Origin of the sequence: Ralstonia mojiangensis (assembly GCF_023955645.1) — a bacterium.
GTDB lineage: Bacteria > Pseudomonadota > Gammaproteobacteria > Burkholderiales > Burkholderiaceae > Ralstonia > Ralstonia mojiangensis.
This window is the reverse complement of sequence record NZ_JAMXHU010000005.1, coordinates 749,315-773,264: the sequence shown is the minus strand read 5'-3', so window position 1 is coordinate 773,264 and position 23,950 is coordinate 749,315. Positions and strand designations below refer to the sequence as shown.

General features: G+C 64.3%; 18 protein-coding genes. 12 read left to right on the top strand and 6 right to left on the bottom strand.

What is annotated here, in order from left to right; genetic code table 11:
• Positions 1–2: 2 nt before the first annotated feature.
• Both NG898_RS23835 and sctU read right to left on the bottom strand, forming a co-directional pair.
• Positions 3–2,015 (bottom strand): FHIPEP family type III secretion protein, encoded by a 2,013-nt coding sequence (locus NG898_RS23835; protein ID WP_252694736.1) that lies wholly within the window; start codon positions 2,013–2,015, stop codon positions 3–5.
• Between the two features lie 10 nt (positions 2,016–2,025).
• Positions 2,026–3,180 (bottom strand): type III secretion system export apparatus subunit SctU, encoded by a 1,155-nt coding sequence (sctU, locus tag NG898_RS23830; protein WP_252694735.1) that lies wholly within the window; start codon positions 3,178–3,180, stop codon positions 2,026–2,028.
• Between the two features lie 283 nt (positions 3,181–3,463).
• Between sctU and NG898_RS23825 the strand changes: the two genes are divergently transcribed.
• The 10 genes from NG898_RS23825 (at position 3,464) to sctC (ending at position 12,641) form a co-directional block, all read left to right on the top strand.
• A complete protein-coding gene (locus NG898_RS23825; RefSeq protein WP_252694734.1) occupies positions 3,464–3,949 on the top strand; it encodes an HrpB1 family type III secretion system apparatus protein in 486 nt (161 codons plus the stop codon).
• A gap of 20 nt (positions 3,950–3,969) precedes the next feature.
• Positions 3,970–4,356 carry a type III secretion protein HrpB2 gene (locus NG898_RS23820; protein WP_024978154.1) on the top strand — a complete coding sequence of 129 codons (387 nt, stop codon included), beginning with the start codon at positions 3,970–3,972 and terminating at the stop codon, positions 4,354–4,356.
• Positions 4,356–5,165, top strand: a complete 810-nt coding sequence (gene sctJ / locus NG898_RS23815) for a type III secretion system inner membrane ring lipoprotein SctJ (RefSeq protein ID WP_420803717.1) — start codon at positions 4,356–4,358, stop codon at positions 5,163–5,165. The genes NG898_RS23820 and sctJ overlap by 1 nt, the downstream gene beginning before the upstream one ends.
• Positions 5,162–5,800, top strand: coding sequence for a type III secretion protein HrpB4 (locus NG898_RS23810; protein ID WP_252694733.1), 639 nt, complete (start codon positions 5,162–5,164; stop codon positions 5,798–5,800). The genes sctJ and NG898_RS23810 overlap by 4 nt, the downstream gene beginning before the upstream one ends.
• Positions 5,785–6,528, top strand: a complete 744-nt coding sequence (sctL, locus tag NG898_RS23805; RefSeq protein WP_252694732.1) for a type III secretion system stator protein SctL — start codon at positions 5,785–5,787, stop codon at positions 6,526–6,528. The genes NG898_RS23810 and sctL overlap by 16 nt, the downstream gene beginning before the upstream one ends.
• On the top strand, positions 6,525–7,844 hold the full coding sequence (gene sctN / locus NG898_RS23800; RefSeq protein WP_260773008.1) for a type III secretion system ATPase SctN: 1,320 nt from the start codon (positions 6,525–6,527) through the stop codon (positions 7,842–7,844). Before sctL ends, sctN begins: the two co-directional genes overlap by 4 nt.
• Positions 7,841–8,338 carry a flagellar FliJ family protein gene (locus NG898_RS23795; protein ID WP_252694731.1) on the top strand — a complete coding sequence of 166 codons (498 nt, stop codon included), beginning with the start codon at positions 7,841–7,843 and terminating at the stop codon, positions 8,336–8,338. The genes sctN and NG898_RS23795 overlap by 4 nt, the downstream gene beginning before the upstream one ends.
• Positions 8,339–8,372: 34 nt before the next feature.
• Positions 8,373–9,221, top strand: coding sequence for a type III secretion system export apparatus subunit SctT (gene sctT, locus NG898_RS23790; RefSeq protein WP_252694730.1), 849 nt, complete (start codon positions 8,373–8,375; stop codon positions 9,219–9,221).
• A gap of 129 nt (positions 9,222–9,350) precedes the next feature.
• On the top strand, positions 9,351–10,787 hold the full coding sequence (gene hrpB / locus NG898_RS23785) for a transcriptional regulator HrpB (RefSeq protein WP_252694729.1): 1,437 nt from the start codon (positions 9,351–9,353) through the stop codon (positions 10,785–10,787).
• Positions 10,788–10,856: 69 nt separating this feature from the next.
• Positions 10,857–12,641: a type III secretion system outer membrane ring subunit SctC gene (gene sctC, locus NG898_RS23780; RefSeq protein ID WP_252694728.1), complete on the top strand. Its 1,785-nt coding sequence runs from the start codon at positions 10,857–10,859 to the stop codon at positions 12,639–12,641.
• Between the two features lie 74 nt (positions 12,642–12,715).
• Here sctC and NG898_RS23775 read toward each other — a convergent pair whose 3' ends face one another.
• The 4 genes from NG898_RS23775 to NG898_RS23760 form a co-directional block, all read right to left on the bottom strand.
• Positions 12,716–14,803 carry a leucine-rich repeat domain-containing protein gene (locus tag NG898_RS23775; protein ID WP_252694727.1) on the bottom strand — a complete coding sequence of 696 codons (2,088 nt, stop codon included), beginning with the start codon at positions 14,801–14,803 and terminating at the stop codon, positions 12,716–12,718.
• A 110-nt stretch (positions 14,804–14,913) separates the two neighbouring features.
• Positions 14,914–16,143, bottom strand: a complete 1,230-nt coding sequence (locus tag NG898_RS23770; protein WP_252694726.1) for a hypothetical protein — start codon at positions 16,141–16,143, stop codon at positions 14,914–14,916.
• A gap of 70 nt (positions 16,144–16,213) precedes the next feature.
• Positions 16,214–17,416 carry a hypothetical protein gene (locus NG898_RS23765; protein ID WP_252694725.1) on the bottom strand — a complete coding sequence of 401 codons (1,203 nt, stop codon included), beginning with the start codon at positions 17,414–17,416 and terminating at the stop codon, positions 16,214–16,216.
• Positions 17,417–17,829: 413 nt separating this feature from the next.
• Complete coding sequence (locus NG898_RS23760) at positions 17,830–20,190, bottom strand: TonB-dependent siderophore receptor (protein ID WP_252694724.1); 2,361 nt, start codon at positions 20,188–20,190, stop codon at positions 17,830–17,832.
• Positions 20,191–20,756: 566 nt separating this feature from the next.
• On the opposite strand from NG898_RS23760, the gene NG898_RS23755 reads away from it, so the two are divergent.
• Entirely contained in the window at positions 20,757–21,686 is a 930-nt protein-coding gene (locus NG898_RS23755; RefSeq protein ID WP_252694723.1) for an SET domain-containing protein, read from the top strand.
• Between the two features lie 520 nt (positions 21,687–22,206).
• Positions 22,207–23,838 (top strand): methyl-accepting chemotaxis protein, encoded by a 1,632-nt coding sequence (locus tag NG898_RS23750; protein WP_252694722.1) that lies wholly within the window; start codon positions 22,207–22,209, stop codon positions 23,836–23,838.
• The last annotated feature ends 112 nt before the right edge of the window (positions 23,839–23,950 follow it).

The window sequence follows — 23,950 nt, the reverse complement described above, 5'->3', positions numbered from 1 at the left end:
GCTTACAGCGTGAGCTTGCCCACGGGCTGCAGATCAACGTACGCGCCCAGCTCCTGGAACGAATACACGTTCAGTGCCTGCAAGCGCGGCTCGATCATGCGGCGGACATAGCGGCGGATGTCCATGGACGTGACGATGGCAAGCGCACCCGCCGGCGTTGTTGCCGATTGCGGCGCGCTGCGGCTCATGTGTTCCAGCCGCGTGACGATGGTGTCGACCTGCTGCGGATCGAGCGTCAGGAAGTTGCCTGCCGGCGTGGGTTTGATCGCCTGGCGCACCGCCTGCTCCACCGTCGGGTCCAGCAGGATGGCGGGCATCTTGCGTGAGCCGCACGTGGCCTGGTGCGCGATCTGCCGCCCCAGATCGCCGCGCACGTACTCCACCAGCATCAACGTGTCTTTTTCTTTCGGGCCCCAGATGACAAGGCTTTCCAGGATGGCGCGCATGTTGCGGATGGGCACTTGCTCTTCCAGCAGGCGGCGCAGCACGTCGGCCATGCGCTGCGCGGGCACAGCCTTCTGTGCCTCGGTGACCAGACCCGGGTACTCGGTGGTCACACGTTCCATGATCCACTGCGTTTCCTGCAGGCCGATGAACAGATGCGCGTGCTTGCGCAAAACGTGCACGACGTGGTCCGCAATCACCTGTGCAGCGTGGGGCGCGGTATCCGGGGTGGCGTCCAGTTGTGCGCGCAATGGTTCCGGCAGATCGGATACCGATACCTTGCCGTCGGACACCGCCACCGGCTGGCCCGGGATGTCGTGCACGAGCACTTCATAGGCGTCTTCGGGTTGCGCGGCGCTTTTCCATACGGCAATGCCGGGGAAGGGCAGGCCCAGCTCTTCAGCCAATGCATGCCGCCCGCTTTGGAATGCAGCGTCGAGCTTGGGAATGTCGAGCCCCTCTGCCAGCCGCGTGCCCAGGCGAACGCCCAGGGGCGCCGTGAATGAAGGGGCCTTGTCGGCAATCGTCGGTGCCTTGTCTTTTGACCCTTCGCGCAGCAGTGCGGGCAGGGTATCGCTGTCGGTCGTGCTCCCGGTGTTCAGGCGCTTGCGCAACGTGTAGCCAAAGGCGAAGACCGCACCTGCCAGCGCGACAAACAGAAACGACGGAAACCCCGGCACCAGCGCAAAGCCGGCCAGCAGCGCGCTGGCGGTGAACATGGCCCGTGCGCTGGTCGAAAGCTGCCGCACGATCTCCTTGCCAAGGGAGCTTGGCTTGGCGCCGTGGTCGTCGTCTGACACGCGCGTGATCATCACACCGGCCGCAACCGAGATCAGCAGCGAGGGAATCTGCGACACCATGGCGTCGCCGATCGACAGCACTGCAAAACGGTTGGCAGCTTCGCCGGCCGTCATGCCGTGATACGTGATCCCGATCACGATGCCGGCCAGGATGTTGACCAGCGTGATGACCAGGCCGGCAATCGCATCGCCCTTGACGAACTTCATGGCGCCGTCCATGCCGCCGTGCAACTGGCTCTCCATGGCGAGCAGCGCGCGGCGCTTGCGGGCTTCGTCTGCGCTCAGGTGGCCGGCGCGCAGATCGGCGTCAATGCTCATCTGTTTGCCGGGCATGGCATCGAGCGTGAAACGCGCACCGACTTCGGCCACACGCTCCGAGCCCTTGGCAATCACGATGAACTGCACAGTGGTGATGATCAGGAACACCACCATACCCACCACCAGGTTGCCGCCCACCACGAGCTTGCCGAAGCTCTCGATGATGTGGCCGGCGTCTGCATGCAGCAGGATCGATTTGGTCGACGCGATGTTCAGCGAGAGCCGCAGCAGTGTGGTGAACAGCAGCAACGACGGAAATGCCGACAGCGATGTCGCCGCAGGGATGTACATCGTCACCATCAGCAGCACGACCGATAGCGTGATGTTCAGCCCCAGCAGTGAATCGATCAGGACGGTGGGCAGCGGCAGCACCATCAATGCGATGACGGCAACCACCAACGCGGCGATGCCGATTTCGCCGCTGAATTCAGAGACGGCGGTCTTCTTGGCCATATCGGATGCCTCAGTTCAAGATGGAAGGGCTTGCGCCGGTGTGTCTGGCGCTGGTGTCTTTCGCGCCAATCTCGCCTACCCAGGCCAGCACCTCGGCCACGGTTTCAAACAGCGCTTCGGGCACGGGGTCGTTCAGCTTCACGAGGTACAGGGCACGTGCCAGCGGCGGGTTGCCGATGATCGGAATGCCTAGCGCCTGCGCTTCTTCGCGCAGTTTCAGAGCTTCGTCGTCGACGCCCTTGGCGGTGATGCATGGCAAGCCGCACTCTTCGGGCGCGTAGCGAATGGCCACGGCGTAGTGCGTGGGGTTGACGATCACGGCTTGCGCGCCAGCCACGCTCTGTTTGGGCTTGGCCTCGTCCACCATCTGGCGTGCCAGCTGCTTGCGCTGGCCCTTGATGTGCGGATCGCCTTCGCTGTTCTTGTGCTCGCGCTTGACTTCGTCCTTGCTCATCCGATGGTCACGGATGAAGAGCCAGCGCTGGATGCCAAAGTCCACCGCGCCGAGCACCAGAAACAGCAGGCCGCCCGCGCCCAGCAGCTTCACCAGCATCGACATGCCGATCTGCGCGATATCCATGACTGGCTGATACGGCGTGCCCACGATGGTCGGCAGCAGCATCAGCACCAGCTTCCACAGCGCGGCCCCAACGGCGAGCGCTTTCACCACCATCTTGAGCAGGTCAATCATCGAGCGCATGGAGAAGATGCGCTTGAGACCCGATGCAGGGTTGATGGCGCTCATCTTCAGTTCGAGCGGCTTGGTCGAGAGCACGATGCCCGTCTGCCCCCACGTGGCAATCCATGCGACCAGCGCAAACACCAGGCTCAGCGGCAGCGTCATCAGCGCCAGCTGAAGCGCGACGTGGCCGAGCGTCTGCTTGAGCGTCATCGCAGGGTGTCGACTGTTGTTCACATCGAGCGCAAGGTCGACCAGCGCGCGCCAGCGGTCGCCCAGCAGCGATGCCGTCATGGCAAGCAGCAGGCAGCCCGCCAGCAGCACGACGGCGGCGATCAGGTCGGCGCTCTTGGCGGTCTCGCCGTCTCTGTGCGCGTCTCTGAGTTTCTTGTCTGTGGGCTCTTCGGTTTTTTCGTCCGACATGGCGGTGCCCTGGGTGTCGACGGGGGAGGCCGCGGCGTACGGTGCCGTAGCGATGCGACGCATTGTGCAGACGCGGGCGCTATGCGCTTGGCGCTTGAGCGAAGGCGGATGCGCCGTTCCGAAACCAGGGAAAGGGCAAGGAGGAGGGCAAGGGCGGGGCGAGGCGAAAGTCGGCGGTCTTGCGTTGTGCGCACTGAGGCACAGGGCTTGGCCAACTTCGGGGTCGGGCGCTCTTTTTCGGGGCGGCTGCCCGGCGCGCGGCATGCGGGCGTCTATGGTTCCACCCGAGGTCGGCCGGTCTACCAATGCCGGCATCGACATGACCCGACACGGAGAACCCTGCGATATGGAACCGATTCAATGTAGCAACCGCCTGCTGGGTGGGCTGCTCGAAGTTTTGATGCATGCGACGCGCAGTGGGCAGTTCGACAACGCGCAATCGCTGCTGACTGCATTGCGCACGTTGCGCCCCAACTTTCGCGAACTCGACCTGGTGGAAGGCTGGCTGCTGGTGGGCCGGCATCAATACGCCGATGCCGCGCGCATCCTGCGTGAGCTGCACAACGGTGAGCGTGCCGAGAGCGTGGTGCCGTTTGCCTCGGCCATGATGGCCCTGTGCCTGAACGCCCTGGGCGATCAGGAATGGCACGTGTATGCCAACGAAGTGCTTGCACGCGACGAAGACCTCGATTCCGTCGCGCTGGTGCGCACGCTGATCGGTGTGCAGGAAGAAATGGATGCCGGCACGTTCGGCACCGCCACCGCGGCGCCCGCCGCTGAGAGTGTGGATTTGAGCGCGTATCACAGCGCGCACTACTTCACCCGCGCCTAACCATCCTCCCGGAGTCCACCATGATCCAAGGTCCGACCGCCATTCCGCCGGTGACTGCCGGCACACCGGGTACCGGCATCGCCCCGGCTGAAGCTGCCACGCCAGCGCCCGAGCTTGTCGCTCGCTTCGAATCCATGCTGCAGAACGCCAAGCACGGCCAGCACCACAGCAAGGCGCCTTCGGCCGTTGGCGAACTGGTCAAAAAGGAAGATGCCGCCGTGCAGGCGTCGATGGCGCGTGTGGAGGCCATGACCGAGGCCGAGCGTGGCATGTCGGTGCAGGAAGTGGTGGCCGAAGGCGTGCGCGTGCAAATGGAGTGCGCGGCCACCATGACGAAGATCCATCTGGGCAGCACCATTGCGCATTCCGGCAAGAACGCCGTGCAGACCTTGATGCGGAACCAATGATGCGGACCGCGCTTCCATCCGGCCGCATGCGGCGCGGCGCGCTGGCACTGCTGTTTGTGCTGACTGCGTTGCTGGCGGGCTGCAACAAGCAGCTTTTTGCGCAGCTGAGCGAGGCTGACGCCAACGACATGCTGACCGTGCTGCTGCAGGCCGGCATCGACGCGCAAAAAAATTCGCCAGACGACGGCAAGACCTGGACGGTGATGGTCGACCAGGATGCCTTCGCTCGCGCGATGGAAGTCCTGCACAGCCACGGCTTGCCGCATGAAAAGTACGCGAGCCTGGGCGACATCTTCAAGAAGGACGGGCTCATCTCTACGCCCACGGAAGAGCGGGTGCGCTTCATCTACGGCGTATCACAGCAGCTTTCGCAAACGCTCTCGCGCATTGATGGCGTGGCCGTGGCCAATGTACAGATCGTGCTGCCCAACAACGATCCGCTGGCCACCGTGGTCAAGCCCTCCAGCGCATCGGTGTTCATCAAATACCGCCCGAGCGCCAACGTATCTTCGCTGGTCCCCAGCATCAAGAACCTTGTCGTGCACAGCGTGGAGGGGCTCACCTATGAGAACGTCAGTGTCACGCTGGTGCCTGGCACCGTAGATGCGCCTACCGCCGATGCCGCCAGCCGCGCGCCCGCCGGTGTGTCGTGGGCCACGCTCGCGGCCGTGGCGGGCGCACTGGGCGTGATCGTCCTGCTATGGCGTGCCGCAACCCGGCTGTCTGCTGTACGGACGCGGCTTGACGCAGCGCGCGCGCGCCTGGAAGACAAGTTGCCGGCACGCTGGAAGAAGCGCGCGACAGCATGAACCACACGAGCGCCGCACCCGATCCGGCCGCCGCCATGATCCTGCGCATGTTGCACGCGTATCAAGAGCGGCTGCATGGGCTTGCGCACGTGCGCGATGCATCGGTGCTGGCCGTGCAAGGAGCCGATGTGCCGGCGGCAGCAGCCAAAGACTGGCGCCAGGTGTGCATCGCGCTGGGTGTGGGCCAGGTGGGCTTGCCGACATTGCTTTCGCATGCGCATCGCCTGGCGGTGCTGGAGAAGGACGATCTCCAGCGCGTGCTGGCTGCCCGCATGCTGATCGGCCGGCGCGCCGCGTTGGCGCGATGCATCGACGGTGCTTACCTCGCCGGTCTTGCCGGTCTGTTGGGGGAGGCAGCGCTCGCTGCTTTGACGCAACGCGAGCACTGGGCGCCAGACGCCGGTGGGCCGCTGCCGGCGCTCGACTTGGCGCAGCTTGCCGAGGCCGGCCTGCATGCGCTGATTGCCGACGGTACGGTGTCGGATCCGTCGCTCGCGCAATTGATGCGCCTGACGATCGGCATGCAAGCGCCGGTATCGCCGTGCGCCGGCACGCCAATCGCTGAAACGCAAGCCGAAGCCTTCATGGCGACGTTGCCCGTTCTCTTTCCGGAGTTGTCATGGTTATTTGGTTGAGGCGCGATGCCCCGCTCGGCATCAGCTCGGACGTGATTCGTGCTGAAGACTACGGGCACGTGGTCGAGCTGGATGCTGCGTGGCGCGCCGTGGAAGAGGCGCGCGAGGCCGCTTTGGCGCAGGCTCACGCCCAGGCCGAAGCCGTCGTCGCGCAAGCCCAGGCCAATGCCGACGAGTTGCTCAGGCAAGCCGAGCAGCGCGCGCAGCGCAGCGCCAAGCTTGGCTATGCCGCCGGCCAGCGACGTGCGTTGGAGGATTTTCACGCGTCCATGGCCGCGCGCGCGTACGACGATGACGAGGCCACGCGCCGCGAGGAAGACCGCCTGATCGCCACGGTCATGCAGGCGGTTGAGCACGTGGTGCTGGAATCCGACCGCCAGGCGTTGTTCGCGCGCGTGGCCGCCACGCTTGGCCGCGTGCTGCAAAGCCAGGCGCGTCTGACGGTGCGCGTGTGCGCAGACGAGATCGAACCGGCTCGCGCCGCCTTCGCCAAGGCCGTGCAGACGGGCTCGCTCAATGCTGCCTTCGAGGTGCTGGCCGACGATCGTGCGGAGCCCGGGCATTGCCAATGCGAATGGGACCACGGCGTGGCCGACGCGAGCCTGCGTGTGCAATTGGCGGCGCTGCGACAGGCGCTTTCAGCGCGCAGGCGCAAGCCTCTCGAGCATGTCGATCCGCACGAAGGCTTCGCAGATGACGACGGCGGCTTTGACGAGGATGCGGCATGACCAAGGCCGCGCTGATCGACGCCATGGACGAGGCGATCCGTAGCGTGGCGCCCGTCCAGCGGCTAGGCAAGGTCGTGGAGGTGACGGGCACCCTGCTGCGTGTGGGCGGCGTGGACGTCAAGCTTGGCGAACTGTGCACGTTGACCACACCGGATGGCACGGCGCTTCAGCAAGGCGAGGTGGTCGGCTTTAGCGAGCACTTTGCATTGCTGGCGCCCTTTGGCGGCGTGGTGGGTTTATCGCGCTCGACCCGCGTGGTGCCGAGCGGGCGCACGCTTTCGGTCGGGATCGGGCCCGGCTTGCTCGGCCGCGTGCTGGATGGCCTGGGCCGACCCGCCGACGGCGGGCCGCCACTGGATGTGTACGACTACGTGCCAGTGTTTGCGCAGGCGCCTGACCCGATGTCGCGCCGCTTGGTGGAACAACCGCTGGCCACCGGCGTGCGTGTGATCGACGGATTGGCCACCTTGGCGGAAGGGCAGCGCATGGGCATCTTTGCGCCGGCCGGTGTGGGTAAGAGCACGCTGCTTGGCATGCTGGCGCGCGGCACCGAATGCGACGTCAACGTGATCGTGCTGATTGGTGAACGCGGCCGCGAGGTGCGCGAATTCATCGAGCAGATTCTGGGCGAAGAAGGCATGCGCCGCTCCGTGCTGGTGTGTGCCACGTCGGATCGATCGTCCGTGGAGCGCGCCAAGGCCGCGCACGTCGGCACCGCCATCGCCGAGTATTTCCGTGACCAGGGCCTGCGTGTGCTGCTGATGATGGATTCGCTCACGCGCTTTGCTCGCGCACAGCGCGAGATCGGCCTTGCCGCGGGCGAACCCCCGACACGGCGTGGCTTTCCGCCATCGGTGTTTGCGGAGCTGCCGCGCTTGCTCGAGCGGGCCGGCATGAGCGCCACGGGTTCCATCACCGCGCTGTACACCGTGCTGGCCGAAGACGAATCCGGTAACGACCCCGTGGCCGAAGAAGTGCGGGGCATTCTGGATGGCCACTTGATCCTGTCGCGCGACATTGCCGCGCGCAATCGCTATCCGGCCATCGACATCCTGAACAGCCTGAGCCGTGTGATGACGCAAGTCGCGCCGGCCGACCATTGCGCCTCTGCCGGCCGCATGCGCCAATTGCTCGCCAAGTACAACGAAGTCGAGACCCTGCTGCAAATGGGCGAGTACAAGGAAGGCAGCGATGCCGTAGCCGACACCGCCGTGCAATGGAACGGATGGATGGAAGACTTCCTGCGCCAACGCACCGACGAGTGGTGCAGCCCAGATGAGACATATCGGCTGCTGAGCGAGGTAGGCCAGACATGAAGCGCAAGCGCTCCGCGGTATGGCACACGCTGATCGAAGCCAAAACGCGCCAGCGCCGTCGTGTCGAAGCGGAGATCGCTATCGCACAGCAAGGCGTGGCGGATGCACAGGCCGCCGCGCAAGACAGTGAAGACGCGTGCGAGCGCGCGCATGAGCGGCTGCGCGGGCATATCGACCGCATGGATCAGCTGATTGCCGCCCCCGTGCTGCTGGCCGATGCATACCTGCGCTACGACGCGTTTCGCGGCGAACTGGACGATGCGGTCGTGCAGGCGGAGCACGACGTGGCGGCCGCGCACGCTGCCGTGGCTGAACGCGAAGCCGAACTCAAGGCGCGCCGCCAGGCTCTGGCGCGGCTCGATGCCATGCTCGACCAATGCCGCAAGACTGCAGAGCGGATCGACCAGCAGGAAGCCACCGAGCGCGAGCTTGCCACCGAGGAAGAGGCCGTGGAGGCCATCCTGGCGCGTCCGCGCCCACGCGCAGCGGCTTGATGACGAAACATTCTGACGATATTCACGCCCGCATATGGAAGCCATCGATACCGTTCTGCACGCCTGGTTTGATCTTGATGAAAGCGCGGAGGTCATCCTTGCGTTGCTCGCGCTGTCGTGCGTGCGCATCATGACCATCTTCGCGATCCTGCCGGCCACGAGCGATCAGTCGATACCCGGTACGGCACGCAATGGCGTGGTCTACACGCTCGCCATCATCGTGGCGACGGCGCAGCCACCCGCGGTGGCGGAACATCTGAGCGCGGCCCGGTGGTTCCTGCTGGCGGGCAAGGAGATCTTTCTGGGCGCGTGCCTCGGTTACGCGGCGTCCACGGTGTTCTGGGTCGCGCAGACGGCGGGCACGATCGTCGACAACATGGCCGGCTTTAACAACGTGCAGATGAGCAACCCGTTGCAGGGTGACCAGAACACGCCCATCGGCAACACATTGCTGAATCTGGCCGTGACGCTGTTCTATGCAGCAGGTGGCATGCTGTTTCTGCTGGGCGTGGTGTTCGAGTCGTTCCACTGGTGGCCGCTGGGCGCCACGCTGCCTGACATGAGCGCGGTGGCCGAGAGTTTTCTGCTGCAGCAAACCGATTCCATCTTCTCTACGGCCGTCAAGCTGGCCGCGCCGGTGATGATGACGTTGTTCCTCATCGACGCTGGCATCGGGCTGCTTTCGCGCGCGGCGGACAAGCTCGAGCCCGCGTCGCTGGGCCAGCCCATCAAGGGTGCGGTGGCCATCCTCATGGTCACGGCGCTGGTGGTGGCGATGTCCAGCCAGGTGCGGGACACGCTCACATACAGCCAGTTGCTGCAGCGGGTCAAGAACGGGCTGGTGGGCGACGACACGTCGTCAAAACCGAAAAATCTGCAGTGAGTATTGTTCAGCGCCTGACGAAGCTTTGTTGAGATTGTCGGTGCAGCGATTTCTTAGGATGTCCTTAGGAAATCAACACCAAGCGGCCAGCCCTTCGCCAGCCGCAATCTCTGACACGGGAGCGTCGACATGCTGGGAAACATCTACTTTGCTTTGGCCTCCGGATTGGCAGCACGCGAGCGCCTGCCGGACTATGCGAAGGCCGTCTTCGCAGAGGATTTCGATCGCGCGTATCAACTGGTCGATGATCATGGTGGCCTGCACGGCAAAGAGGCGGGCGAATACGCTGGCGTGCTCGCCATGGCCGATGCATCGATGCTGCTGGAGTGCGATGAAGATGCCGAAGAAGCATTCCGCACCGCGCAGCGTCTGATTCGCCATTCGGACGATCAACTGCGCGTGGTCTCGTGCCGAAACATGGGCTGGCAATCGCTGCTGCGCGATCGTTATTCGGCCGCGGCAGGCTGCTTCTCTCGCATGGCCGAAGATGACGGCGCGACATGGCTGCAGCGCGTCGAAGGCATGTTGGGCCTGGCACTCGTGCACCATCAGCTCGGTCAGCAGGATGCAGCAGACGAGGCGCTGCAATCGGCTCGCGCCATTGCAACGGAGCGCAATGATGCCGGCTGGCTCGCTACGCTGGATCTGGTCGTATACGAGTTTGCGGTGCAGGCTGGCATTCGGTGCTCCAACCGCTTGCTGGAACACGCGTTCTGGCAGTCGGCCGAGGTGGGTGCTGCGATGCTGCATCACCAGGGCGGCCGCGACGGATGGGCCACCAATGGCAAGCACGATGCGAGTGTGCCCGCGATGATCCATCGCCGCGCCGAGTACCTGAGCCTGCTGCGTCGCATGGCCGATGGCGATCGTGCGGCAATCGACCCGCTCATGGCGATCATCGGGCAGTCCCGCCGCATGGGTAGCCGCCTGTTGATGCAGACGAAGGTGGAGGTTGTGCTAGCAGCGCTCAGCGGCGAGCAGCACGACGTGGCCGGCAAGGTGTATGACCAGATCTGCAACCGCGATACGTCTTTCGGCGCGCGCCGCTGGAATTTCGACTATCTCTACTGCCGCGCCAAAATGGCCGCGCAGCGTGGCGACGCAGCCGGTGCGCTCAAGTACTACACCGCCTATATGCAGGACGCCTTGCGCTGCCTGCGCACCGAATCGCCCGGCGTGCGCCGCGTCAGCCAGACCACGCCCGCCGCGTCACGTGCGTCCGATGATGTGAGCGCGCGGCTGTCTGCCAAGTACCGCCGCGCTTATCACTACATCCTCGACAACATCGAGCGCAGCGACCTGACCACGCGTGAGGTGGCCGCGCACATCAACGTAACCGAACGCGCGCTGCAACTTGCGTTCAAGAGCGCGGTGGGCATGTCGCCCAGTTCGGTTATCCGGCGCCTGCGTCTGGAGGGCATCCGCTCCGATTTGCTGGACGAGGGGCGCGGGCCATCGAACATCATCGATACGGCATCGCGTTGGGGCATTCGCAGCCGCTCCGCGCTGGTCAAGGGGTATCGCAAGCAGTTCAACGAAGCGCCGTCGGAAACTATCTGGCGTTAAGCCGCGGGCGCTGTATCGCCTGACCGCGCGCCGGTGCGGTCTGTCTTCATCATTCTCACGAGTGCAACCATGCATCTGACTCGAATTGCGGGCCGGAAAGGTCGCGTGCTGGCCGCGTGCCGGTGCTTGATGGCTGCGGCCATCGCGGTGCTGTCGCTGGCCGGAAGTGCCGCTGCGGCGGTGATCCCGTGGCAGTCGCAAAAATTTGAATACGTGGCCGACCGCAAAGACGTGAAGGATGTCTTGCGAGACCTCGGCGCCAGCCAGCACGTCATGACGTGGATATCGCCGCAGGTCGAAGGCAGCGTGACGGGCAACTTCAATGAAACGCCGCAGCGGTTTCTTGATCGCATGGCCGCCACGTTCGGCTTTGCGTGGTACTACGACGGCGCCGTGCTGCGTGTGACGGGCGCCAACGAAGCGCAGAGCGCCACCATCGCGCTGCAGCGCGCATCCACCGCGCAGGTCAAGCGTGCGCTGACGCGCCTGGGGGTAACCGACCCGCGTTTTCCGGTGCTGTACGACGACGAAACCGGCAGCGTGGTCGTATCCGGGCCGCCGCGCCTGGTCGAGCTCGTGCAGGACATCGCACGCCTGATCGATCGTGGCCGCGAGGATGCCAACCGCACCGTCGTACGTTCCTTCCCGCTGCGCTATGCCTGGGCCACGGACCACACCATGATGGTGGACGGCCAGTCCATCACAATCCGCGGTGTCGCGTCCATCCTGAACAGCATGTACGGCAACAACGCACCGAGCACGGAGAACACCCCGCAGCGCGGCAGTGACCGTCGCGTCGACAGCGTCGCCCCCGGCGAGGCGAACGCAGGTCGTGGTGGCACGCGTGCGCTTTCTGGCCTGGGCGGCAACGACCGCAATGGCGGCAAAGCGCCGCTGCCGCCTGGCGTTATCGGGCAATATGCCGGCGGGGGTTCTGTGGCACCGTTGCCCAGCAGCGAGGGCCGCAGCCGCGCAGATGCTTTCCAGGAAGGCGGCGGCAGCGCCCCGATCATCCATGCAGACCCGCGCAGCAATTCGGTGCTCGTGCGAGACCGCGCAGACCGCATGGCGGCCCATCAATCGTTGATCGAGTCGCTGGACACGCGCCCGGCTGTGCTGGAGATCAGCGCCAGCATCATCGAGATCAGTGAGAGCGCATTGGAAGACCTCGGTGTCGACTGGCGTCTGCACAACAGCCACGTCGACATGCAAACCGGTTACGGCACCAACACGCAGTTGTCCAATCCGGGCTCGCTCGATGCGGTATCCACTACGGCCAACGCCGCCGCCGCCATTGCCGCTACGCCAACGGGCGGCGTGTTGACCGCCGTGATCGGTGGGGCATCGCGTTACCTGATGGCGCGTATCAGCGCGCTGCAGCAGACCAACCAGGCGCACATTACCGCGAGCCCCAAGGTGGCCACACTCGACAACACCGAGGCCATCATGGACAGCAAGCAGAATTTCTACGTGCCGGTGGCGGGGTATCAGTCGGCGGATCTGTACAGCATTTCGGCGGGCGTGTCGTTGCGCGTGTTGCCGATGGTGGTCACCGATGGCGGCACCTCGCGCATTCGCATGAACATCCATATTGAGGATGGCCAGATCACCAGTCAGATGGTCGGCAACCTGCCGGTGGTGAACAAGAGCGAGATCGACACCCAGGCACTCATCAACGAAGGCGAAAGCCTGCTGATCGCCGGTTACTCCGTCGACCAGCAGACCAAGGGTGTGGATGCTGTGCCCGGGCTTTCGAAGATCCCGTTGCTGGGGGCGCTGTTCCGGCATGACCAGACGACTGGCCAGCGGTTCCAGCGCTTGTTTTTGCTGACCCCGCGAGTGGTGGCGCTGTAAGGCCACTTGCCAATGCAGCAGAAAGAAAAGCCTCCCGTCGGGAGGCTTTTCTGTTTGTGCTCGCGGCAACGCGGTCAACGGCGGTTTGACGGCCCGGCGGCGCCTTGCTGCGCAAGCGCATTCCAGTGGTGCTGGGCGATGGGAAGCAGTGCCAGCGCAAGGCCTTCCCGGCGTTCGTCTGCAGTGCCGTGTTGATCCTGCCGTGCCAGCCGGTGAAGGGCCTGCGCCTTCGGGTCGTGCGCAATCCGGGTGGCCAATTGCGGCAAAAGACGCCTGAGCGTACTCGTTCCCTTGGCACCCTCGGCCACTTTGCTGAGGTCCAACACGAACTGGCGCCCAGCTTCTGATGCCAGCAGTGGTTTCAGTTCAGTCTGCAACGGCGGTGCAAGCGCCGCGAGTGTGGCCTGGGCCTGTGTGGCGGTCCACAACTGCTGAACAATCGGTACCAGCTGTGCAGCCACTTGGTGCGCAGGGCTGGTTGACAGGGGGCGCCTTGCCTGCTCGCGCAGACTCTGGATCTGCGCGTGGTTGGCAATCTTCTGCGCGAACGCCGGAAGCATCTGTTGCAGCGGGCTGGAGCCTCGCACGCCAAATGCGCCTTCGCCAATGGCGATCACCAGTTGACGCCCCGAGCTGGAGGCCACCAGATCGGCCAGTTCATGCTGCAGGGCGCGCGGCAATGCACGTGCAGCGGTATCCAAACGTGCGAACACCTCGCGATCGGGCTCAACGTTGAACGCGTTGGCCAACGCCTGCCGCATGGCGGCAGACGCATCGGCCTGCACGGCCGTCGGATTGCGCAGGGCCTGGTTCCTCACTTCCGGTAGCCGGTCATGGGCATGCTTCAGTCGAAACGCGACCGAGACCAACTGGCCGTCATTCATATCGCTTGCCGAACCGAAGACGGCGTTTTCCATCTCTTCGTTCTTGCGCTCGATATCGGCTTGCAGCAGTTGAAGGCGCGGCGCATTCTTCATCGCCCATTCTTCACGCACCTTGCCGATTTCGGTGCGCAGATGTTCCGGGAAGTGCACCTTGCGGCCGGGCATCGGGGTGATGAGCGATTTCGGCAGACCCTGCATGGTGAGGCCCGTGCAGCCACGCAGATCAAGGGTCTTGAGCTGGCGTAGGTTTCCGACCGACGCCGGCACGGCACGGAGTTGCGGGCAGTGGGAGAGATCGAGCGCTTTCAGATGACGCAGTTGCCCAATGGAATCGGGTACCGAAGTCAGGCCTACGTTGTGTTGGAGGTTCAGTTCGGTGAGCTTCGACAGATTGCCGATGCTGGCAGGTATTTCGCGCAGATAGGTATGCGCCAGGGACAGTGTTTTCAGCTTGCGTGCGTTGCCAATGTCGCGCGGCAGCCAGGTGAGCGGTGAATGCTGGATGGCAAGGTGCTCCAGGTTCGCCAGACCGTGCATGGCCGGCAACTCGCGCACGCCACTTCCCACGATTTCAAGATGTTTCAGGCTCGACAACTGCCCCAGCGTGTCGGGCACCGCATGCAAGCGTTGGTTGTCGTGCAGCTTGAGCGTCTCCAGCAGGCCAAGGTTGCCCAGATCATGCGGCAACTCGCGCAAGTCGCAATCCGACAGGTGGAGCGTCTTGAGGTGCGCGATTTCGGAGACGAGATCCGGCAGATGGAGCACGGGCGTCGCTTTCAGTTCGATCTTGTCTGCGGGCTCTCGACGCCCTCGCGCTACGTCTTCGATGTGCGTTAGTGCAACGTCGAGCTGTCGTGCCGCATTGAAGTGGGCAGGCGGGTTTGCCGGGCGGTAGTCGGCAATCCGGGTAAGCATCTGCGCGTGCCACGCTTCCAGGGCCTGGCGGACACCGGAACCGGCGATGCGCGCATTCACGGCGGCGGCGCCGTGCAGAGGGCTTTCCAGCGCGGGGGCGTGTACATGGAGTGGGCTGTTTGGCGCCGTGCGCGATGGGCCAGTGGACGTGCCGGCACGGATGTTGGGGCGCGCAGCGGCAGGCCCGGCGGCATTGGTGGGCGAGCGGCGCAGCCCGAACAATCCGGCAATGCCGCTGCGCCGTGGCTGCCGTGCAGGCTCCTGCCGCGGGGGCGTGGCGTAGGCGGGGACGTTGCTGCGCGCTGGCGTGGAATCGGCGGCCGGAGCCTGCGAAGTGCGGCGGAATGGATTGATCGAAGGCATTGAAATTCGCGTCGAGAGGTGCACCGCGGTGGCGTCGCACCGATGATGGAAAGCATCAGCCCCACGCAAACATCGCGTGGGGCCGACGTGAAGCAAACGAAGGCGCTGGCTTACGCGGCCTTCTTATGCGTCGACGTGCTGACGTTGGCGCTAGCGCTCACTTGGCTCGAGCCGGAGGACTGCGGTGCCGAAGAGGGCGCCTTGGAAGTGACGTCGTCGCCGTCGTCATCGTCGTCGTCATTGCCGTTCGACTTGATGCCGTTCAGCATGCTTTGATGCGCAGACTGCTGTTGGAGGAGTTGCAGCTGCAGGCGCGCGTCCTGTCCGGTGGGGTCGGCGCCGTTGGGTTGAGCGTTGTTGCTGCCGTTGCCCGTTTTGCCGGTGCCGTTTCCGGTGCCGTTTCCGTTGCCGTTGCCGTTGCCGGAATCGACTTCGGCCTCGTGCTTCTTCTTGCCCTTGCGGCTTGCGCCTTCGTGGTCGTCCGCGACGGCTTGATGTTGCGTGCCGGTGTGGTGGGCTTCAGGTTGCGTAGCGTGACGGGTCTTGCGCGAGGCATGGAAGTCTCCTGCCATGCCAGCGCCCGCGGCAGCAGCGCCGAGCAGCATGCCGCCGGTGCCATTGCCGCTGCCGCTCACCTTGTCGAACAGGTTCTGTGCCTGTACGCTGGCCTCGGTCTTGGTGCCTTCCTTGGCGGCAAGCTTGACCGCATCCTTCAGGCCGCTGCGGCCGCCGGTCAGCGCGCCTTCCACCACCGAGTCGACCACCGTGCCGCCCAGGTGCGTCTTCTGCAGGGTTGCCACCGCCGCGCTGGCGGCCAGGCCTTCCGGCGTCAGATCCGAGGCCAACTGTGCAGCGTTACCGGCGGCTGAGCCGATATCACCCAGCGCTTCACCAAAGTGGCCATGCGCGGCGGCTTTGCCGGCTGCGATGCTGCTGTCCGCGAAACCGTTGACGCTGTCGCCGATGCCCTTGACGGTGCGGTCGGCGATGTCGTTGACGAAACCGCGGGCCTTGTCGACCTTGCTCAGGGCCTTGTCCAGCCCCTTGCTCAGGTGGGCGTTTTCCAGCGATTTTTCGGCCACGTCAAAGGCGGCGGTATTCAGATCCCGCATGCCCTTGAAGGTCGCTTCGCCAACGCCCACGGCGTCGTGCAGCGCTTTTTGAATGCGCAGATGCACCAGGTCGTTGGTCAAGGCTGCTGTTTGTTTGGCGACGGCTTCCACGTCGTGGGCGAGGTTCTTGCCTACGCTCTCGGCGGCGTGGGCGATGCCCTTGCCAACCTTGGCGATGTCATTGCCCAAGTGCTGAAAGGCGTGCTTGATTTTGCTGAAGATACTCATGGTGAGTCTCCGTGCTTGAGATAGCAAAAATGACGGCCGTTACCCGGCCGTCAGGTTAAATGGCCTGGCGTTACGCGCCTTGCACCTGGGACTGCTGCTGTTGCGCGCCGCCGGCCTTTTGGGCTTGCAGTTGCTCCAGCACCTTGATCATGTCTTTGAGCAGCGTCTCGAGCTGGGCCATGGGGCTGTTGGTGCCGTTGCCGGTGCCGTCTGCGCCGGTTGCGCCATCCGCAGCGGAGGTGTTCGGCGTGCCGGATGCACCGGGCGCACCGTTTGCACCACCGGCTGCCGCGCCGCCCGCTGCGCCACCTGCACCGTTTGCACCACCGGCCGCACCTGCGTTGCCTGCGCCACCCGCGCCAGCGCCGCCGCCTTGCGTCTGGTCACCGCCAAGCGCCTGTTGCTGTTGTTGGGCCAGCATCTTCAGCAGATCGTCCAACACCTTCAGCAGTTGTTCGATCATGGAGTCGTTGCTCTTCTGGCCACTGGCCTCGGCACCGTTGGCGCTGTTCGCGCCCGATGCGCCATCGGCTGCGCTGGAGCCGTCGGCACCGTTTGCACCGCTGGCGTCGCCCGTGCTGTCAGCGCCGCCGGCATCGCTTGTGCCGTTGGAGCTGTCGGCACCGCCGGCTGCCCCAGCGTCGGCGCCGCCATCGGCACTGCCTGCTGCGCCAGCGCCTGCGCCGGCACCGCCATCAGCACCGCCGAACGCGTTCGACATCATCTGCTGCTGCATCAGTTGCAGCGCGTCGTCGAGCATCTGGAGCATGTCGTCCATATTGAGGCCCTTGCCGCCGTTGGCACCGCCTGCACCATCGACGCCCTTGGCGCCTTCGCCGGTGTCGAGCTTGTGCTGCATCTGCTCGCTGAGCGTCATGAACTTCAGCAGGTCTTCCAGCAGCTTCATGAGCGCTTGCATCGGGTCTTGGCTGCTGGAGTCGCCGCCGTTGTCATCGCCAACTTGCTGACCCTTGCTGGCACCCTGAGCGCCTTGCGAACCCTGGGCGCCTTGCGCACCTTGGCTTGCCGACGGGCCATGCGCAGCGCCCGCGCCTGGGGCGCCACCGCCGGCTGCGCCACCCGCGCCGCCGCCAGCGCCTGCATTGGCGCCGCCTTGTGCGGTGGCGTTGCGCAGCATGGCTTCAAGCACCTTCAGGATGTCTTGCACGAGATGCTGCAGCGGGCTTTCGGCCTGGTTCTGTTTGCCGGGCTGATCCAGTTGGAGCTGGGTCGAGATATTCAGTGAAGCGTTGTCTTGGACCTTCATATTCATGTGTCACCTCAGTGGGCAGGCGTGATGCATGGCAGCGCCCAGGCCGCTGACTGGACGCATGCCGATACAAAGAGGAGAGAAACGCCGCACGACCGACGTCTGCAGAGAAACGGCGGTGCGGCAATCGCTTCCGATTCCGGTTCGGGTCGCGGGGCCGGCATGGCCCTGCGCGTTCTGCCCGTGCCGGGCCGCGCAGCCCTGGGCAGCCGCGTGCCGGCACGCCGATCGCAAAGCGAAATGGCATGTCGGGCGACTTTGGTGGAACGTTAGGGAATGTCGGCCATCAGCCGATGCACCGAGGCCGAAGCGCTGATCACCGAGACGAAATTGCAGCCCAGAGGGATGTGTGAGGAGGCAAACTCACGCGCGCGCCGCCGTGTCAGGGCATGCGGCGGACCAATCGACAGTGGGTTTCAGAAGTTGTGCGTGACGCGCAGCGCCAGCGTGCGGCCGGGCAGGATCGGGATGTAGCTGCTGCTGAGCGTGTTGCCGTACGTGCGCACGTTGAAGAGGTTGCGGGCAAAGACGTCGATGCGCCAGCGCTTTTGGTGCCAGAAGAGGCTGCTGTCGACGCGCACGGCGCCGGGCACCCGAAACGAGACGTCACCATGGGCATCGGCTCGGCCTTGCGCGCTGATGCCAAGCCCCACGCCGGCACCTGCGAGCACGCCGCTTTGTATGGTGTACGTCGTCCAGAGCGCGGCGTTCCGGGCTGGCACGCCCGGTACGTAACCGCCCGGTAGCCTTGCCGACATACGAGAGGCCGACAACCACAACGAGGCCTCCCAGCCGCGCGCCACCGTGCCCTGCATCGACAGTTCCACGCCCTGGTTGGTTTGTTCGGCCAGTTGCGTGTAGTAGCCCGGGTGCGATACGTCGGCCAGGCTCACGTTCTTGGCATCGATGCGATAGAGCGCAGCCTGTGCCGTCAGCGTGTGGTGGGCGTTTTCCCACCGCAGGCCGGTTTCGACCTGGCGGCTGTGCTCGGGTTGTGTGCCGGTGCCGTCATAGAAGTAACCGGTGTTGATCTGGAAGCCGCGCATGTAGTCGGCAAACCATGCCGTGCTGGGGGTGAGCTTATAGAGCACGCCGACGGCAGGCGTCCAGGCCACCCCCCGCAATTCCATATGGGGCAGCAGGGCGACGTAGTTGTTTGCGCGGATGGACCCAGACACCTCCCACCTGTCGCCAATGGAGATGTGGTCACGCAGCCGGAAGATCGATTGCCGCAACGTTTGCGACAACCGGTTGCCCGGAACGAACGTTGCCTCCGGCAGGGGTACGGGCGCAAACGGGTCTTGCGTGACTTGTGCAATGAACCCCGGCTTGGTCAGGTTTTGCCGCTCCTGGATCTCTTCCCAGCCGAGGGTGAATGTGTGGCGCACCGCGTTGTGCGACAGGCTGCCCGTCAGCTCGTTCGACATGGCCCAGAGGTGGCTCTCTGTTTGGCGCAACCCGCAGATCGTGTTGTTGGGCGTGGCGTTATACGACGAGGCCGAGCCGAGGTCCCACTGGGCGGATTCCTCTCTTACAGATTCATAGCTCGCCCGCGAATGGATGGCCCAGTCATCGCTCAGGTTGCGCGAGGCCGTGTAGTAGACCCGCGTGCCGCTGCCTTCCACGCGGTCGTCTACGTTGCCGAAGGGAAGCTGCATGGGCACGCGGGAAGGTGCGCCGCCCAGCGCGAACGTGGCGGGCGGCACGGGCTGCCGGCTGGTGAGCGATTCGATGCCGGCGGTAATGCTTGTTGCGCTGTCGTTCCAGCCCAGCGCGGCGTGGACATAGCTGACGCGATGGCCCGCGTATCCGGCGTCGCTGTCGGCCGTCGTGTCCTTGAGCGCGACCATGCGGTAAGCCAATCCGTTGGCCCCGATGGCGCCGGCCAGGTCGGCTACCGCCTTGCGCCCGGTGTGCGAGCTGATCTCCATGGCGACGCTGCGCTGCGCGGCGACGGTCGGCGCCTTCAGGCTGGCATTGATGGCGCCGCCAGCCATGGTGACGCTCGCCACGTCTGCATTCGGCCCTTTGATGACGTCGATCTCTTCCAGTGCGTCTACCGGCCGCAGCGAGGCGAGCTTGTCGGGCAACCCATCCACCGAAATTGTGTTGGTCAAGTAGCCGCGGATGGCGTAGAGCGGCGGTGCTGTCGGGTCAGCCAATACCGATGCCACGCCGGCCTGTGCCAGTGCCGCATTCAAAGAGGTCGGCTGTTGGCTGGCCAGCAGCCCGCGCGTGACCGTATTGACGGCGTGCGTCATGCTCGTCATCGGCATTTCAACGCGGGTGATGGCACTGCTGGAGAGCACCGCGAACCCTGTGTCGCCAACGCCATGGACTTCCGATGGTGGCAGCGCGCCGATGTCGCGCGGCTGCGCGTCTGGGGTGCCAGCGTTGCCAGCCTCCACGACGGTGAGCGTGCCGTCGGGCAGCACGGAGAGCGCGAGCCCGCTGTTTTGCAGCGCCAGCCGGGCAGCGTCTGCTGCTGTCATCGTGCCGTCGATGGGGCCCGCCCAGCGGTCTTTCACGAGACTGGATGCGAATGACACCGGCTGGCCGCTCAACCGCGTGATTTCCATCAGGACATGCTCGAGCGTCGATCGCTCGATATGCAATCGCTGGGGCTCGTCAGTCGCCATGGCATGCGCCTGCTGTGCCATCGACAGTCCGATCAGCACGGCAGCCAGGCCAGGGAGGCGGAACCAGGTAGGAGGCAAGGGCGTCATGAGGGACAGCGCTGTCACCGTGCGGCGCAGGTCTGGAATGACGTGGAACAAAACACGTCTGCGCAAGGCGTTTTGCGGCGTCGCAGAAACGGGTGGACCCGACGGCTAAGCGTGCTCCGGTAAGCAGACGTTTACGGGCAACGCGATGTGCTTGGGGCTCAAAGCGGCACGAGGGATGCACATGCGGTCGAGCAGGCCGCCGCAGCTGTGGTCAAGGCTGTACCGCGATGTGGCTGGAAAGAAGGGGTTGAGCGCGGATGCGCCCCCCGGTTTGCGCGCGGTTTCAGTACAACACCCATGCCGAACTGGCGCTCGCATTTCGCTAGCGCGATCGACGGGATTCGCTTCTCGTTCATACCCCACCCGTATTTTTATTGTCGTGAGACGAGCACTGATTACGCAGGAACCGTGCCACGTTTCCCCTCTGAAGTAGGGGGTGGATTTCTTCCGCGCCACTTGACGCAGTTATTCGGCACAGCTCAACGCTGTGACAGATCGGACGAGCTTTTTCTGTTGCGAAAGGAATTCGATTGGCGAGACCCGCTTCGCCTCGCAACGGCTCGTTTCGCCCTGTGGCACCGCCGTGCAGCGGTCGCCCGCTATGGTTATCGCCGTACGTGACTCGTTCTTCCGCCGTGGTGCTTATGCTGTCCTCAACGTCTTGCTTTGCCGATGCGCTGGTCGATCGTATTCGCTTGTCGCTCCAACGGGCGGCCGAGACGAGCGGACTCGCAGCGCGGCACGAACGCTTTTACGAAGTCGCTCAGGCGCTGCGCTCCGAAATTCTGGAATTGGTGTCCGAAGAACCGGACGACCTCGCCGTCCTGAAGTGCGCTCAGGCTTTTCGAGAAGAGACGCAGGCATTCAAGCAGGCGCATGCCATTGCGCGACTCACGTATTCGCCCGACGTCGATCAGCGCTATCCGTTTCGCGATGAAATGGAGCAGCCCATTCTCATCACCACGCTGGAGCCGACCGGGCGCGCCAGAGACCGCTTCGAGCGTTACCCGGCTGACGCCGTATGGCCGTATCTGCAGGCCGATGTGGCGCCCAGGGTGCGTGGCGCGCTGTACCAACACACGCTTGTGTGCCGGCGGCTGCTACGCGCTGATCTACGCGACATGCGCGAGGAAGCGCTCATTGGCGAGCGCGGCGTATTTGCCGCGCGGGACATAGCCGTGGGCGAATGCCTCGGCGTCTACGGCGGCCGGCTTCTGACGCCCGCCACTTATTACACGTGCCTGGACGATTCGTTCGTGCTGAGCACCAGCACCGGCGGTATCGATTCGTGGGTCGACGGTGAAAACATCCTGGCGATGGCCAATACCCTCTTTACCTACGAGCGTGGAGAAGCCGATCGGCAGGCGGAGTCCGGCTACAACATGGAGGCCGCGGTGTTTGAGGCGACGTCACGTTGCGGACGACGCTTTTCCATTCGCGCCTTCTTTGCGACGGAGCGCGTGGCCGCCGGTGCCGAGTTGCGCTGGAACTATCGGTATGCGCCGGAGCTGATTCGCCAACGGTTTGGCGGCCAGGCTGCGGTTTAGACGCTCCAGGAATGTGTGTCCGAGCTGACGCACGGCCAGGCGTTCGAATTCAACGCGCGCAGCAGATCGCAGCTCGATAACCACGCTGATCCCATCTGCATACGAGACTTAAAATAATTTCAGATCGGAAGTTTTTGCGCCGCCAAGATTCAAAAAAGCTCAAATCTGGTGCGCCTTCATTCGCTTCGTTTTGATCAGATGTGCCGCCACGCCAGTCCTGGCGCCATACGGCTCATGAGCGGCAACGTGTGCACGCGGTCGCATGCACAGGTTTGAAGCGCGCTGCGGCATCTGTGTCGCATTCAAGATTCCTTGTGTGTTGCCGTCATTTTCCGTCGAAGCAGCCTGGGCAATCTTGCAGCGCGACGGCTTTGAAGATCGGTCAACGACAGCCGCACCTGTCTTCAAGATTCTCCTGCTTCAACGCATGCACCTGAGCGCATCGCCAGTTGGCCCCGGCGATGGCGTTGCGCAGGTCATGACGTCTCTCTCTGACGCCGCTGAAACAGGAATGAAGCAAATGAGACTCTCGGATATGAAGATCGGGGTGCGCCTCGGTGCAGCGTTCGCACTTGTCGTGGCGCTGCTGATCGGGACTGCCGCGGTCGGCATCCAACGGCTGGACGACAACAACACGAAGATGGGCCGGATCGTCAGCGAGCGTTATTCGCTCATCGCGCTGAGCAATCAGATCAAGAACAACGGCTACAAGGCCAACGGGATCCTCAGCAATCTGCTGCTGGCAACGTCAGCCGACCAGAAAGCGAAGTACATGAGCGACTACGCGGCCATCCGCCAAGCCAACGGACAAGCGTATGGGCGGCTGGAGAAGATGCTGAAGACCGATGCGGGCAAGGCGCTCTTCAAGGAACAGTTCGACGCGCGATCGGCTTACGGTGCCAGCGTGCGCAAGTTCTTCGAGCTGGTCGATGCCAACAAGCCCGAAGATGCACGCGTTCTGTACCAGGGTGACATGAGCCGCCTGCAAGACCAGTACTACGTGCTGGTCGACAAGATGGTGGACCGCCAGGCCAGCGAGATGGAGCACGACGTCGGCGAAGCCGCCGAGCAAGGCGCCAACGCGAAGATTCAGATGATCGTGCTTGCCGTGCTGGCGACCTTGCTTGCCATTGCCACGGGCGCGTTCATCACCCGCACGATCACCGGCCCGATCAACCGTGCGCTGCACCTGGCCGAAGCCGTGGCGCAGGGCGATCTGACGCATCGTCTGGAGGTCGGCGCGCAAGACGAGATCGGCCGCCTGCTGGCCGCGCTCAAGCGCATGACCGAGAACCTGCATGGCATCGTCGGCCGTGTGCGAGGCGGTACGGACACCATCGCGCGTGCATCGCGCGAGGTGGCCAGCGGCAATATCGATCTCTCCAGCCGGACCGAGCAACAGGCCAGCTCGCTGGAAGAAACGGCGGCGGCCATGGAGCAGCTCACCTCCACCGTCAAGCAGAACGCCGACAACGCGCATGAAGCCAGCCGGCTGGCATCCAATGCATCGCTGGTGGCTAGCAAGGGCGGCGATGCCGTTGGCGAGGCGATCGAAACCATGAGCACCATCAATGCGTCGTCACGCAAGATCGTCGACATCATCGGCGTGATCGACAGCATCGCGTTTCAGACGAACATCCTCGCGCTCAATGCCGCGGTGGAAGCTGCCCGGGCCGGCGAGCAGGGCCGGGGCTTTGCCGTGGTGGCCGGCGAGGTGCGCAGCCTGGCGCAGCGTAGCGCGGCAGCGGCCAAGGAGATCAAGGCGTTGATCGAAGACTCGGTCAGCCATGTCGGCACCGGCACCGCCAAGGTGGAAGAGGCCGGCCAGATCATTCGCGACGTGGTGGCGGGTATCCAGAACGTGACGAACATCGTTTCCGAGATCAGCGCATCGAGCCGCGAGCAGAGCGAAGGCATCGAGCAGATCAACGAGGCCATCACGCAGATGGACAAGGTCACGCAGGAAAACGCGTCGCTGGTGGAGGAAAGCGCGACATCGGCGCAGGCGCTGCAAGACCAGGCCGATCAGCTGGCCGATATGGTCAGCGCCTTCACGCTGCATGGCGACATGCAGGGCCCCGCGCATGGCACGCAGGCCGACGCAGCTCCCCTGGCACACGCTGGCTGGGCGCGAACACAAACACTTTCGTAACTCGTCGTTGTCGTTGTTGTCGCAGTGATGTTGCAGTCAGCAGTCCAACGGAGGAGGCACGGGCCGTCACCAGACGGCTCGTCACAGAAGGAATCGACGTAGCGCCTGCCTT

Excerpts from the sequence above, each read along its gene's own strand:
- sctN (WP_260773008.1), top strand. The coding sequence starts at position 6,525 with ATGACCAAGGCCGCGCTGATCGACGCCATGGACGAGGCGATCCGTAGC.
- NG898_RS23825 (WP_252694734.1), top strand. The coding sequence starts at position 3,464 with ATGGAACCGATTCAATGTAGCAACCGCCTGCTGGGTGGGCTGCTCGAA.
- NG898_RS23750 (WP_252694722.1), top strand. The coding sequence starts at position 22,207 with ATGAGACTCTCGGATATGAAGATCGGGGTGCGCCTCGGTGCAGCGTTC.
- sctC (WP_252694728.1), top strand. The coding sequence starts at position 10,857 with ATGCATCTGACTCGAATTGCGGGCCGGAAAGGTCGCGTGCTGGCCGCG.
- hrpB (WP_252694729.1), top strand. The coding sequence starts at position 9,351 with ATGCTGGGAAACATCTACTTTGCTTTGGCCTCCGGATTGGCAGCACGC.
- sctL (WP_252694732.1), top strand. The coding sequence starts at position 5,785 with ATGGTTATTTGGTTGAGGCGCGATGCCCCGCTCGGCATCAGCTCGGAC.
- sctT (WP_252694730.1), top strand. The coding sequence starts at position 8,373 with ATGGAAGCCATCGATACCGTTCTGCACGCCTGGTTTGATCTTGATGAA.
- NG898_RS23775 (WP_252694727.1), bottom strand. The coding sequence starts at position 14,803 with ATGCCTTCGATCAATCCATTCCGCCGCACTTCGCAGGCTCCGGCCGCC.
- NG898_RS23795 (WP_252694731.1), top strand. The coding sequence starts at position 7,841 with ATGAAGCGCAAGCGCTCCGCGGTATGGCACACGCTGATCGAAGCCAAA.
- NG898_RS23820 (WP_024978154.1), top strand. The coding sequence starts at position 3,970 with ATGATCCAAGGTCCGACCGCCATTCCGCCGGTGACTGCCGGCACACCG.
- NG898_RS23810 (WP_252694733.1), top strand. The coding sequence starts at position 5,162 with ATGAACCACACGAGCGCCGCACCCGATCCGGCCGCCGCCATGATCCTG.
- NG898_RS23765 (WP_252694725.1), bottom strand. The coding sequence starts at position 17,416 with ATGAATATGAAGGTCCAAGACAACGCTTCACTGAATATCTCGACCCAG.
- sctU (WP_252694735.1), bottom strand. The coding sequence starts at position 3,180 with ATGCGTCGCATCGCTACGGCACCGTACGCCGCGGCCTCCCCCGTCGAC.
- NG898_RS23835 (WP_252694736.1), bottom strand. The coding sequence starts at position 2,015 with ATGGCCAAGAAGACCGCCGTCTCTGAATTCAGCGGCGAAATCGGCATC.
- sctJ (WP_420803717.1), top strand. The coding sequence starts at position 4,356 with ATGCGGACCGCGCTTCCATCCGGCCGCATGCGGCGCGGCGCGCTGGCA.
- NG898_RS23770 (WP_252694726.1), bottom strand. The coding sequence starts at position 16,143 with ATGAGTATCTTCAGCAAAATCAAGCACGCCTTTCAGCACTTGGGCAAT.